This window comes from Paenibacillus sp. YAF4_2 (assembly GCF_052113225.1).
Lineage (GTDB): Bacteria > Bacillota > Bacilli > Paenibacillales > Paenibacillaceae > Pristimantibacillus.
Map to the genome: position 1 here is coordinate 91,963 of NZ_JBFRCT010000003.1, position 12,895 is coordinate 104,857.

Annotated in this window: 14 protein-coding genes; 10 read left to right on the forward strand and 4 right to left on the reverse strand. The window is 46.9% G+C overall.

The genetic code is table 11. The annotated features are described in order from the left end of the window. Nucleotides 1–8 precede the first annotated feature (8 nt). The 6 genes from AB4Y93_RS07905 (at nt 9) to AB4Y93_RS07930 (ending at nt 5,182) form a co-directional block, all read left to right on the forward strand. Nucleotides 9–707, forward strand: coding sequence for a CpsD/CapB family tyrosine-protein kinase (locus tag AB4Y93_RS07905; protein WP_441890670.1), 699 nt, complete (start codon nt 9–11; stop codon nt 705–707). After that, entirely contained in the window at nt 707–1,927 is a 1,221-nt protein-coding gene (locus tag AB4Y93_RS07910) for a sugar phosphate nucleotidyltransferase (RefSeq protein WP_441890672.1), read from the forward strand. The genes AB4Y93_RS07905 and AB4Y93_RS07910 overlap by 1 nt, the downstream gene beginning before the upstream one ends. 38 nt (nt 1,928–1,965) lie before the next feature. Next, a complete protein-coding gene (locus AB4Y93_RS07915) occupies nt 1,966–2,931 on the forward strand; it encodes an LCP family glycopolymer transferase (RefSeq protein ID WP_441890674.1) in 966 nt (321 codons plus the stop codon). 168 nt (nt 2,932–3,099) lie between these two features. Further along, complete coding sequence (locus tag AB4Y93_RS07920) at nt 3,100–3,243, forward strand: hypothetical protein (RefSeq protein WP_441890676.1); 144 nt, start codon at nt 3,100–3,102, stop codon at nt 3,241–3,243. Between the two features lie 231 nt (nt 3,244–3,474). Continuing rightward, nucleotides 3,475–4,395 carry an ABC transporter ATP-binding protein gene (locus tag AB4Y93_RS07925; protein ID WP_441890678.1) on the forward strand — a complete coding sequence of 307 codons (921 nt, stop codon included), beginning with the start codon at nt 3,475–3,477 and terminating at the stop codon, nt 4,393–4,395. Then, nucleotides 4,388–5,182: an ABC transporter permease gene (locus tag AB4Y93_RS07930; RefSeq protein WP_441890680.1), complete on the forward strand. Its 795-nt coding sequence runs from the start codon at nt 4,388–4,390 to the stop codon at nt 5,180–5,182. The genes AB4Y93_RS07925 and AB4Y93_RS07930 overlap by 8 nt, the downstream gene beginning before the upstream one ends. 62 nt (nt 5,183–5,244) lie before the next feature. On the opposite strand, the gene AB4Y93_RS07935 is transcribed toward AB4Y93_RS07930, so the two are convergent. After that, nucleotides 5,245–5,694 (reverse strand): bactofilin family protein, encoded by a 450-nt coding sequence (locus AB4Y93_RS07935; RefSeq protein WP_441890682.1) that lies wholly within the window; start codon nt 5,692–5,694, stop codon nt 5,245–5,247. A 190-nt stretch (nt 5,695–5,884) separates the two neighbouring features. Here AB4Y93_RS07935 and rfbC point away from each other — a divergent pair, with 190 nt between their 5' ends. From rfbC to cls, 4 genes are all read left to right on the forward strand, one after another. Further along, nucleotides 5,885–6,442: a dTDP-4-dehydrorhamnose 3,5-epimerase gene (rfbC, locus tag AB4Y93_RS07940; protein WP_441890684.1), complete on the forward strand. Its 558-nt coding sequence runs from the start codon at nt 5,885–5,887 to the stop codon at nt 6,440–6,442. A gap of 9 nt (nt 6,443–6,451) precedes the next feature. Then, nucleotides 6,452–7,420 carry a dTDP-glucose 4,6-dehydratase gene (rfbB, locus tag AB4Y93_RS07945; RefSeq protein ID WP_441890686.1) on the forward strand — a complete coding sequence of 323 codons (969 nt, stop codon included), beginning with the start codon at nt 6,452–6,454 and terminating at the stop codon, nt 7,418–7,420. Next, nucleotides 7,417–8,289: a dTDP-4-dehydrorhamnose reductase gene (rfbD, locus tag AB4Y93_RS07950; RefSeq protein WP_441890688.1), complete on the forward strand. Its 873-nt coding sequence runs from the start codon at nt 7,417–7,419 to the stop codon at nt 8,287–8,289. Before rfbB ends, rfbD begins: the two co-directional genes overlap by 4 nt. A gap of 117 nt (nt 8,290–8,406) precedes the next feature. Beyond that, nucleotides 8,407–9,843, forward strand: coding sequence for a cardiolipin synthase (gene cls, locus AB4Y93_RS07955; protein WP_441890690.1), 1,437 nt, complete (start codon nt 8,407–8,409; stop codon nt 9,841–9,843). A 6-nt stretch (nt 9,844–9,849) separates the two neighbouring features. Here cls and ligD read toward each other — a convergent pair whose 3' ends face one another. From ligD to ku, 3 genes are read right to left on the reverse strand one after another with little or no spacing between them, the layout of a single operon-like run. After that, nucleotides 9,850–10,764 carry a non-homologous end-joining DNA ligase gene (gene ligD, locus AB4Y93_RS07960; protein WP_441890692.1) on the reverse strand — a complete coding sequence of 305 codons (915 nt, stop codon included), beginning with the start codon at nt 10,762–10,764 and terminating at the stop codon, nt 9,850–9,852. Continuing rightward, nucleotides 10,761–11,702: an ATP-dependent DNA ligase gene (locus tag AB4Y93_RS07965; protein WP_441890694.1), complete on the reverse strand. Its 942-nt coding sequence runs from the start codon at nt 11,700–11,702 to the stop codon at nt 10,761–10,763. Before AB4Y93_RS07965 ends, ligD begins: the two co-directional genes overlap by 4 nt. Further along, nucleotides 11,702–12,628, reverse strand: a complete 927-nt coding sequence (gene ku / locus AB4Y93_RS07970) for a non-homologous end joining protein Ku (RefSeq protein ID WP_441890696.1) — start codon at nt 12,626–12,628, stop codon at nt 11,702–11,704. The genes AB4Y93_RS07965 and ku overlap by 1 nt, the downstream gene beginning before the upstream one ends. Between the last annotated feature and the right edge of the window lie 267 nt (nt 12,629–12,895).

Sequence of the window (12,895 nt, forward strand, 5' to 3'; positions counted from 1 at the left end):
GTTAACTCATGCAACAATCCGCAATGGAAAAAAGCAATCTGATCACGACGCTTAATCCGGAGTCTCCCATTTCCGAAGCTTACCGTTCACTGCGCACGAACATTTTATTCTCTTCAATTGATGCCCCTGTAAAAACCTTAATGGTGACGTCCTGCCAATCAGGCGATGGGAAAACGACCACGATAGCCAATCTGGCTGTTGCTTTCTCACAGGAAGGTAAACGTGTGCTTCTAATTGATGCGGATTTGCGCAGACCAACGCTTCATACGTTATTTATACAATCTAATCAAAGCGGTCTAACGAATATTCTTGCTAACCAAATGGAATGGCAGGATGCTGTTCGTTCTACGTCAATAGATAATTTGTATTTCATAGGTTCTGGTCCTACTCCTCCTAATCCATCCGAAATGCTTGGCTCCAAAAAAATGAATCAGCTCATAGATGAACTGTCTGATCATTACGATATGATCCTGTTTGATGCGCCGCCTTCACTTATTGTGACTGATGGTTTAGTTCTTGCTTCCAAATGTGATGGAGTGGTTGCGGTCATTAGTGTAGGAATGACAAAGCGCCAACAAGCGAAAAAAATGTACGCCAGTCTAGAACATGTAAAGGCTAGGATACTTGGAGTTGTGCTTAACAACAAAAAGAAGAAAAGCAAAGACCAGCTGTACTACACCTATTACGGTACCAAAGGGAGGCAGTAATGGGAGAGCAGCAGGTCAGACTTGTATTGCTCGCAGGCGGCCAAGGCAAGCAGATGTGGCCGCTTTCTCATGCCAAGCGAGCGAAACAGCTTCTTCCTTTATTAACTGGTGAGGAAGGAGCGAGGCAATCTTTGTTGCAGCGGTTATGGAGCCAGTTAGGCAAAATTGGCATGCAACAAGATACGTTTATTGCGATTAGCCGTCATCAGGTGGAGACTGTTCGTAATCAAATGGAAGGCAGCCTGAATGTGATCCGTGAGCCTGAGGCTAGAGGGATGTATCCTGCCGTCGCACTTGCTGCTGCCTATTTATATTCTGTTGCATCCATCCCGCTTTATCAGACAGTGGCAGTGATGCCATCTGATTTGTACCTCGAAGACGAGGAATGGCTTGAAGCATTAAGGGAGCTGCCGGAGCAGTTTCGTAAGCATGGGCTATCCCTAGTACAGACTAGCGATGGAAGTGGGATTGTGGCATTTCAGCTTGGGACCGTTATTTCTTGCTTGCAGCAAGAAGGGCTGCCGCTTCAATATGAGCAGCTTTATCGGTGTTATGAAGAGCTGCATACTAGCCTAGCTGGGGTCATTGCCCAATTGGTTGAAGGCTGCCCTACCTTTAAAATGCCGGAGCTACCTTTTTATCACATCAACAGCTGGGGTGCGCTTCATACTGCATTGCCGGATAACAACCCTATTTATAATGATTCGGCAGTTCCCATCGTTTTGAAGGGGCTGAACGACATTACAGTTGCCATGTCTTCAGCAGGTATTCTCGTAGCAGCCAGAGGAGCAATCCAATCCGAGATGGAGCTTCAAGGATTTCGATCGGAAGAGCCTTTGTTTTTGTCTGGTTATGAGGAAGGCAGCTGGGGCTATGCGACCGTCATGAACAGTACAACAACAAGTGCTGAAGGGCAGCAAACCGTCACCCGAAAGCTTACTGTTACGGCGGGAAAAGAGCTGGCTTATGAGCTTTATTTGAAACGGAAAAAAATTTGGACCGTGCTGACTGGTGAGGGAGAAGCTGTTCTCAATGAGGAACGGCGAGTCATCCGGGCAGGCGATGTTATCGAGATCGCGCCAAGAGTGAAGCATACGATTCGGGCTTTTTCACATCTTTCAATAATTGAGGTCCAAATCGGTTCAGAACTAATGGAAAATGATCGAATTATTCTGGCAGACAATTGGGAGGACCTGCTTTTAGACTATGCTGCCATATAGAGAATAGGTCGCCGTAAGGAAGAAAGGGGAAGTTGCATGTGAAACGGGGCTGGAGAAGAGCACTTATCGGCATTGGAGCAGGAGTCGCTATCATTGGATTGGGTATAGCCGGTTATGCCTGGCATCTATACGGATCGGTGAAAGAAACAGCCGCGAAAATCTATGAGCCGATTGAGCCAACTGTATATGTGAGCAAAGATCCGGAAGTGACGGTAAAGCCACAGGCAGTTGCAGAAGCTTTAATAGAGAAGCGTCATCCTTTCTCGGTTGTCGTTATGGGCGTTGATGAGCGGGAAAATGATAAAGGCCGCTCTGATACGCTAATTGTGCTAGCCGTTAATCCAGCCAAGAAATCCATTCTTATGTTTAACATCCCACGCGATACAAGAACCGAAATTATCGGACATGGGACAACGGATAAAATTAATCATGCTTACGCGTTTGGCGGAGTAACGATGGCGAAAAATACGGTTGAGCATTTTCTTGATTATCCGATCGACTATTATGTCCGAATTAACATGGAAGGCTTCGCTCATTTGATTGATATACTCGGCGGAGTTGAAGTGAATAACCCGTTCTCGTTTTATTATGGTGAACATCAATTTGATGAAGGGCCTCTTAAGCTGAATGGTGATCTGGCACTCCTCTATTCCAGAATGCGTTATGAAGATCCGAGAGGTGATCTCGGCCGTAATGCAAGGCAGCGGGATATTTTAATGGAAGTGATGAAGAGCTCACTAAAGTTCAACAACATTACGCAAATTCAGAAAATATTAAAAGAGCTTGGAACCAGTGTGAAGACGAACATAACGTTCGACGAGATGAAAACCTTTATGACCGATTATCGGGAAGATGTCGGTAATATCAATATGGTTGAGATAAGCGGTTCTGGCAGTACAATTAACTCGATATGGTACTTAATTGTGAACAAAGAGGAACGGGAACGTATTCATGAGCTTATGAAAGAGCAGATGGAAGATAATGTGACTGTGGCGGCGCCTTAATGGGCGCTGTTTTTATCAACTAAACTGTAAACGCTTACAACGAGAAAAGACGACAAAACCTATACAAGTATTGACAACTTTCGCTAAATCCAATAAAGTAAAGATACGAATTGTAACAAATTTTATCAATTGATACAAAAAGTATAATTACATGAAAGTAGGGAAGTAATGATGGTACAACTCGAAGAACATTTCTATTGTGTGGGCTGTGGTAAAATGGTACGGCTGTATGAAGCAAAGTCGTTGTTTCGGACAGGCTTTTTCCGTGTAGTTCTACCGCTTGGCTGCTGCTCAGGCTGCTCGCAAGTCTAAATAATGACTCACATAACTTTCCCTCACACTTTTAATTCGCTATAATAGACGAACAATACATATAACTAGATTTTGGCAAAAGTGTATGCTTACGAAGCGATGAATCATCACAATGGCCTGGATTAGGCCATCTTGGTGATCATTCATTTAAGCTCATGCTTACGAAGCGATGAATCATCACAATGGCCTGGATTAGGCCATCTTGGTGATCATTCATTTAAGGAGGGTGTTATGGAACAACCGATTGTACAGTTACAGCAGGTTACAAAGCGAATCGGGAAGAAGACGATCATCAACAACCTGTCGCTTGATTTGCCGCTTGGTGAGGTATTTGGTTTCCTCGGACCAAACGGATCAGGCAAGACGACTACCATCCGTATGATGGTAGGGCTCATGGCGATGACTTCAGGTGAAATCAAAATTGGCGGATATAGTATTCGAAGTCAGTACCAACAGGCGATCCGCCATGTTGGGGCGATTGTAGAGAACCCGGAGATGTACAAGTATTTGACAGGATATCAGAATCTTGTTCACTTCGCCAGAATGATCGACGGCGTTACACCGCAGCGAATTCAGGAGGTTATCGATCTTGTTGGTCTGGAGTCTCGAATTCACGATAAGGTAAAAACGTATTCGTTAGGGATGCGTCAGCGGCTAGGTGTTGCACAAGCGATTCTGCACCGGCCGAAGCTGCTCATTCTGGATGAGCCTACAAACGGTTTAGATCCAGCAGGCATTCGTGAGCTGCGCGACTACCTTCGCCAGTTATCCAAGGAAGAAGGCATCGCCGTATTCGTCTCCAGCCATCTTCTCTCGGAGATGGAGCTAATGTGCGATCGTGTAGCCATTATTCAGAACGGCAAGTTGATCGACGTACGTACGATTCAACAAGGCGGCATTAATGCTGAAAGTAATGTGAATATTTTGTTTGAAGTAGACAAGCCGGCCGAAGCGCTTGCAGCGGCGGCGGAGCTTGGTAAAGAGGCGTTCAGGGAAGGCGATAGCATTGTATTGGAAGCGAATCGTGATTTCGTTGCGTCCTTTAATGCAAGACTTGTTGCAGAAGGAATCAAAGTATACGGAATACGAGTCCAAACCAAATCGCTTGAAGATCAATTCCTGGAAGTAACAGGAGGTGAACGCATTGTTTAATTTTATGAAGCTGGTTACTAATGAGAATATGAAAATTTACCGCCGTCCTCGTACCTATGTGATGCTGGGTCTAATGCTTGCGTTGATAGCGGCTATCTCGATTATTACTTATTTTGTAGACGATTCGCATAACACTCTAGCTTGGAGCATGATTTTTACCGAATCGATGATCTCCTATATGCTCATTACGGTATTCACGATCATTATCGCTTCCGGGAGTGTGGCGGATGAGTTCACAAGCGGTACGATTAAGCTGCTGCTGATTCGTCCATGGTCAAGATCGAAAGTGTTATTGTCCAAATATATAGCGGTGCTGCTGTATGCGCTTGGAATGGCTGTAGTCATGCTGCTGTTTAGTTTTATCCTGAATACCGTATTGTTCGGCTATCAGGACGTGACAGCTTCGGAGGTCGTTTCTCCTCTCGTATCGGGGTCCGTTGCAGCTTATTTGCTGAAATACAGTCTATTGAAATATGTATCCCTTGTAGTGACGACTACTCTTGCGTTTATGCTTGCTACGGTGTCCCGTAGTGGAGCCTTATCCATTGGACTGTCCTTGTTCCTCATTCTTGGCGTCAACTCCTTTGCACCATTGTTAGCAACGCTCAAATACAAGTGGGCTGATTATTTATTGTTCATCCACCTTGACCTTACGCAGTATTTGGACGCTGCTCCAATGCGAGATGGCATGACGTTAGGCTTCGCTTTCTTTGTATTAGCGATCTATTATGCGATCTTTGTAGGACTTGCTTGGTATGTTTTCAAGAAGAGAGATGTTGCGGCGTAATCACCAAAAAACTCCGATTCGAGCCCTGCTAACAGGAACTCGATCGGAGTTTTTTCATGTTGTTAAACGGCTTGGCGTGCTTTTTCTTTCTCGCGAGTCTGTTCCTTCGTGTTTGTAGTGGAGGTGCTCCCGCTGCCTGTTTCCGACAGTGGGCGTGTCCGTATATCATTTGCCATCTCCATATGACAGGTCCCGTTTAACATACCACCGTCTTGAACAATAATGGCTTGAGCCGAAATGCTGCCGGTCAATTGGCCTGCAGCTGTAATGGTCAGTCTGCCTTTTGCCGTCACCTCGCCGTATACTTTCCCGGCAATTGTAATATCTCTTGCAGTGATCGTAGACCGGGCCATGCCGGTTTCTCCGATGATGACATCACCAGCGCATTCAATATCTCCGCTATGCTCTCCTTCGATGCGGAGGTTTGCTTCGCAGATCAATTTGCCTTCAAAATGCGTACCTTGCCCGATTAACGTATCGGTCGCTGATGCGCGCTTATTGTCTTTGAACATAGATGTTGTGATCCTCCTTGCCTTCCGGCCGGTATTGGAACGTTCTATTGACTTTTATTCTCGCAAAGCTCGAAACATGCCAGAATTATATGACTCTGAAGGGAGAAAAATGGCGTATGCCTACGAGTCAGTACGAGCTTGTCGAATATATATAATATAGTGAAGTTTTGATATAACAGGATGGTGAAGCATGAAGGTGATGGAAACGAGGCTGCCAGGTGTCAAATTGCTGGAGCCTCCTGTATATGGCGATCACAGAGGTTTCTTCTCGGAGAGCTATAATGAGACAACTTTGCGGGAACAGGGGCTCCTCCATACTTTTGTACAGGATAATCATTCTCTTTCGGTTGAAGCGGGAGTGCTTAGGGGCATGCATTATCAGCTGCTTCCCAAAGCACAGACGAAGCTGGTAAGGGTAACGGCAGGGGCTATTTATGATGTTGTTGTTGATATGCGCAAAGGCTCACCAGCTTATGGGCAGTGGCAGGGATTTATTCTAAGTGCAGCGAATAAGAGACAGCTGCTTGTACCGCAAGGTTTTGCCCATGGCTTCTGCACCTTGGTGCCGAACTGTGAAGTACAGTATAAGGTCGATGCCCTATATTCGGCTGAGCATGATCGGGGTATCGCTTGGGACGATCCAGCGCTTGGCATTGATTGGCCGGTAACGAAGCCGATATTGTCGGATAAAGATGCAAAGCATCCTATGCTTGCTCAAGCGGAAAATAATTTTGTGTATGAGGGGTGAGCATGCCTAATGAAACTGTTAATTACAGGAGGGGCAGGATTTATCGGGAGCAACTTCGTTCACTATATGTTAAGCCGTTATCCCGATTATCAATTGATTAATGTAGATGCGTTGACGTACGCAGGCAATCTGGAAAATCTTAAATCTATTGAGGATCATCCCAATTATACGTTTGTCAAAGCGGATATTGCAGATCAAGCCGCTCTTACTCCATTGTTTGAGGGTGGAATAGATGCGGTACTCAACTTTGCGGCAGAGTCTCATGTAGATCGAAGTATCCTGCAGCCGGGGGTGTTTGTTCGCACGAATGTGCTGGGAACGCAGGTCCTGCTTGAGTTGTCCAAGATTTATAAAGTGTCAAAATATGTACAGGTATCAACGGATGAAGTATACGGTACGTTAGGATCAGAAGGGCTGTTTACCGAAACAACCCCCCTTGCACCAAATAGTCCGTATTCAGCCAGTAAAGCTGGTGCAGATCTGCTTGTTCGTGCTTATCACGAGACCTTTGGTCTGCCGGCACTGATTACACGCTGTTCGAATAATTACGGCCCTTATCAATTCCCAGAGAAGCTTATACCGCTGATGATTCATAATGCTCTGCAGGATAAGCCGCTGCCGGTATATGGCGATGGTCTCCAAGTGAGAGACTGGCTCTATGTGGAGGATCATTGCCATGCAATAGATCTGGTGCTCCATCAAGGAACAATCGGCGAAGTGTATAATGTTGGCGGAAGTAATGAACGGACGAATCTTCATGTGGTACAGACCATATTGAAAGAGCTGGGTAAACCGGAATCGCTCATTCATCATGTAGAGGACCGTCTAGGTCATGATCGCAGGTATGCGATTGATGCCAGCCAAATCCGTAATGAGCTTGGCTGGGAACCGAAGCGCTCCTATGAAGATGGGATCAAGACAACGATTGAATGGTATCTCCAGAATGAAGATTGGCTGAAAAAGCTGGAGGCGAGATGACCGGAGTAGATCAGAGGACGCTTAAGGTAGTCGTTACCGGAGCTAACGGACAGCTGGGGCGTGAGCTCGTCATGCTGGACTCGAAAGGCAGGTTTGCTATCAATGGCCTTGATCGTTCAGCCTTAGATATAACTAGTCTGGAACAATGCCGTGAGGTATTGTCCCAGCTTCGTCCGGATGTGGTAATCCATTGTGCAGCCTATACGGCAGTGGACAAAGCAGAAGCCGAGCCTGATGAGGCTTTTCGAATCAATGCGGCAGGGACACGCAATATTGCTCTAGCTGCAAGAGAGGTTGGTGCCAAGCTGTGTGCGATTAGTACCGACTATGTGTTTGACGGTGCAGGATCAGTCCCGTATAAGGAATATGATCGTACGAATCCGTTAACCGTATACGGACAATCCAAGCTGGCAGGCGAGCACCTCGTGCAGAGCCTTCATGACCGCTACTTTATTGTAAGAACATCTTGGGTTTATGGCGCGTACGGTAATAATTTCGTGAAGACGATGTTGAAGCTTGCGTCTGAGCGGGAACAGCTTAAGGTCGTGTCCGATCAATTTGGCTCACCGACTTATACCTATGACCTAGCGTTATTTCTGCTCGAGCTGGCATCAACCGATTATTACGGTATCTATCATGCTTCTAACAGCGGGGTCTGTTCCTGGTATGAATTTGCGGAGGCTATTATGGAGGAGAGTGGGAGTGGTACACAGATTGAACCGTGTACAACGGCGGAATTTCCCCGTCCAGCGCCACGTCCGCATTATTCCGTGATGGATCATAGCGCTATTCGCAGCAATGGCTTGGAGCCACTTCGGCCATGGCGGGAAGCGCTGCGGCATTATCTATTGAATACGAAAAAGATTTAAGCAGTCTATTCCGCCGCCATATCGTGGCTGGAACAGGCTGTTTTTTATTTCAAACCGTATACGTTGGAAGCTGCCCGACCAAACTAGTTGAATGGATTGGATTAATGGGGTGCAGGCATGATCGGTTTTCTTACTGCAATTATTTTACTACTACTGATATATAGTGCTCAGCCTGCTATCATCTTATTGCTTGAGAGGCGGGTACCTGCAAAAGCTATTGCATGGATCGCCTTATCATTGGCTGTTCCATTTCTAGGCTTCATCGGATATTGGATGATTGGGCGCTCGAAGCGGGTGAAAGCAGGCCAAGACATTTCAAGAGAATATGAACAAGCTGCTGAACGTCTGTCCAGCTCTGTTAACAGCATAGGCGAGCTCGATAATATCGGGATGCTGGTACAAGAGCAGTTACTCCAACTGTTGAACGAATGCTCCGGGAGACCAATTACGTTAGGCAATCAGGTGAAGGTACTGACAAACGGGAAGGAAACGTTTGCAGCCATTCTTCATGCGATCGAACAAGCCAGACATCATATCCATCTGGATTATTACACGATTCGGGATGATGGAATTGGTAAGCAATTTTTAACCCTTCTGATTGAAAAAGCAAATGCGGGTATCGAGGTTCGTGTCCTTTATGATGGTATTGGCAGTGTTCATTTGAGCAAGCGATACATTAAGGAACTAAAGCAGGCAGGAGTTCAAGTTAGCTGCTTTCTGCCCGCGAGAGTTGCTTTGTTCAAGAGACTGTTAAACAGCCGCAATCATAGTAAAATCGCCGTAATCGACGGGAGAGTCGGATTCGTAGGCGGTATCAATATCGGCGATGAGTATTTGGGCAAGGATGAAAGACTAGGCTTTTGGCGGGATACGCAGCTTCAGCTTAAAGGGGATTCGGTGTATTTCCTGCAGGAGCTGTTTATGAAGGATTGGGAGCTTGCGGCGAAGGAGCGTCTTCCTGTGCATGCCGGGTATATGCCGGAGCATGATCTGGAAGATACGGTGCAGGAGCCGGTCCTTATTGTATCCAGCGGACCTGACCGGAGTGGTGAGCCGATACTGGAGACAGCGTTCGCGGCTGTGAAAGCAGCAAAGTCGAGCGTTTATATATCTACGCCTTATTTTATTCCGGATGAAAGCTTGCTGTCCGCTCTTGGCAATGCAGCGAAGAGTGGGGTTGATGTCCGTCTCATTATACCGGGCATTGCGGATACACAGGTGGTACTATGGGCGACCCTTTCGTTTATTGAGCGGATGCTTGAAGCTGGTATTCGAGTCTATCGATACCAGAAAGGATTTATTCACGCGAAGGTGATGATTGTGGATAACCTTCTGGCCGTAGTTGGGACAGCGAATATGGATATGAGGAGCTTCCACAGTAACTTTGAGCAAAATGCCGTCCTGTTCAATCAGCAGACGATTGATCAGCTTCGACAAGATTATGAGCAGGATCTGTTGGATAGTCTTGAGCTGGATCTGCCTAGCTTCAGTATGAGGTCGAGACGGCAAAAGGCAGCGGAAGCCGCTGCCCATTTATTCTCACCGTTATTGTAAGTTGGTTCATTTCGAGCCGTCGATAAAGCTGAGCACATGCTCTAAATCCTGCGGCTGCGCAAGATTGATCAAGTCGCCATAACGCTGCAGCCGATCTGCGATATTTAGGAGATGGAAGTCAGCGGGTTTAATCCCTCCGGCGTACACCTCCTCCCACTTGAGTGGAGTAGATACTGGTGCGCCAAAGCGGGCTCTTGGCGTATAAGCTGCTGATATCGTTTTTCCCCGGTAATGCTGCAGATAGTCGACATAAATAAGGTCGCCGCGATTTTTGGTCAGCCTCTCTACAGTGAATAGCTGCGGATAGGCACGGGATAGATAATCTCCGACAAATTGGCCAAGCTTTCTTAGTTCATCAAACGTATAACGTGGCTGCAGGGGTACAATAATCTGCACGCCGGTTGCCCCGGAAGTTTTCGGAATAGACTGGATTTTCAGAGATTCCAGCAGCCTCCCCACCAGTGCAGCAGCTTCAATAATTCTTGGCTCATCTTCTCGTGAAGGATCCAGATCTAGAATCCATTCCGTCGGGTAATCCGGCTCATTAATCCTGTCAAAAGACGCATGGAATTCAAGACAAGCCAGATTACCAAGCCACAGTAAAGTTGGCAGGCTGTCGAGATGAACATAAGAGATACCTTCGATGTCAGCAGTATGAACGAAATCCGGTTTTGGGACGGGACAGTTTTTCTGATAAAACGATTTGCCGGCATACCCATGTGGATAACGAATGGTCGTCAAATAACGATCCTTGCAGTACTTCAGCAAAAAAGGCGACAGCACGGTAAGTTTTTCCAAATACATAAGCTTGGTAATTCCATGCTCCGGCCATAGTGGCTTCTCCGGATTTGTGACCGTAATTTCATGTCCTTCGACCGTGACAACTGCGGAGCGTTTCGATGAAGCTCGCGTCATATTCATGGGCGGCCTCCTGTGCCAAAGGATACAAGCTTCGGATGCCTCAGTAATCCGGCCGATGTCAGTTCCAGCCCTGTTACCCGGCATGGCATTGGCGAGGGCAGCCAAATGATGCTTTCGCCTTTCAGTTCTGAAGGTAAGGTATCGAAGGGCATCGGCCATGATGGCGCATCACTTCTCCTGAGCTGAAGCATTTCACCAAGCAGCTCGCGCATGGCATCATCAAGGCCAAGTGATACGCTCCCAATGAAGCTGCCCTGATCTGCCATGATTAGGCTGGCCGCACGGCCATCACGGCGTTTGACGCCTACGATGCCAACATCGAGCAGCAGCGCTCGCTTTTTTTTCAGCCAATCACGATGTGCCTTGCCTTCCTTATAAGGGCTGTCGAGTCTCTTGCTAACGATTCCTTCCCACTGGTGCTCATCTACCCATTTCCACAGTGAATCTGCATCCGTATAGAGATCAGCTGTAAGAAGCCGGTCAGAACGAACGGGCTTCAACTTCGCAATCATTCTTTCATGCCGCTCAGCGTAAGGGAGTAGACGAAGATCCTGCTCTCCATCATGCAGCAGATCAAACAAGACATACAGAACCCTCCCCTTGCCTGTAGAAGGGGAAGGTTCACTGCCGAAGCTTCGTTCACGGGTGAGCACCATTTGGAAATTTGGCCGTTCGCCATCCCAATAGACGATTTCACCGTCCAGCATGCATGGACCAAGAAGCGAAGCTTGCTCTTGAAGTGTCCTGTGGATTTCAGGATAGACGTTGTTTTTGTTTAGCAGCCTGCGCGAGTACAGGTCTACGTGACCATCCTCACTTATAGTGGACACAATGCGGACGCCATCCCATTTGATCTGATAGATCCAGCCAGGTTCCTCAGGAATACGATCATCCGCAATCGGAATCATCGGCTCGGAAGGGAGCACGAATGCGGCCATTAAGAGACGGTCTCCGTTGCCTTAGGTTTCTTCGTTCTTGGCTTACGAGGCTTCACTACTGGTTGATCGGTGCTTGCGGCAGCGCCGCCGTCGGTTTGAGCACCACTTTTAGCTGCCGTTTGTCCTGCGCCGGTATCAAGGCCAACTCCGCCAGGCGGCATTTTTGCTGCCTCAAGACTTGCCTGAAGAGCTGCCATCAGATCAAGCACATTGGTTTGCTCTTGCTGAGGCGCAACGCGGATTTCTTGGCCGGCAACTTTATTGTTAATAGCCTCGAGCATATTGATTCGGTAATCATCCGTATATTTGGACGGTTCGAATGGCGTTGATAGCTGCTCAATTAACAGCTTCGCCATCGTCAGCTCTTTTTCGTTTACATTAACGGATTCTGGAATCCCGGGTACATGTGAGATTGAGCGAATCTCATCCGGGAAAAAGATCGTCTCCATTGCCAGGCAATTATCAATGACACGGATAGCGGCTAGGCTGCTTTTGGAACGGATGGACACTTTGGCTACACCAATTTTGCCCGTATCGGACATGGCCTGCAGTAACAAACCATAAGCATTGCCTCCTGCCTGATCAGGGGACAGATAGTAAGTCTTCTGGAAGTAGATGGGATCAATCTCTTCGAGCGCCACAAAATCCAAAATCTGAATCGTATGTGATTTCTCTCCCGCCAGCTGCTCAAGTTCTTCTTTATCAAATAGCACATAGTGGCCTTTCTCATATTCATAGCCTTTAATAATGTCATTCCACTCTGCCTCTACATCGCAGCTTGGACAACGTCTTGTATAAGCGATCGGGCTGCCACAAGGCTCGTGAATCATACGGAGCGATATATCCTTATCTTCTGTTGCCGAGAACATTTTGACAGGTACATGAACAAGCCCAAAGCTGATTGCACCTTTCCACACAGTATGCATCTGGTATCTCCTCCTAAAATGAATGATCACCCTAATGGCCACATATAGGCCATTGTGATGATTCATTGCTTCGAAAGCATAAGCTTAAATGAATGATCACCCTAATGGCCACATATAGGCCATTGTGATGATTCATTGCTTCGAAAGCATAAGCTTAAATGAATGATCACCCAAATGGTCAGATTCGGGCCATTGTGATGATTCATTGCTTCAAAGCAGCTATATATAAGCTTTATTGTTCCCGCAATGCATGAGAATCAATCAATT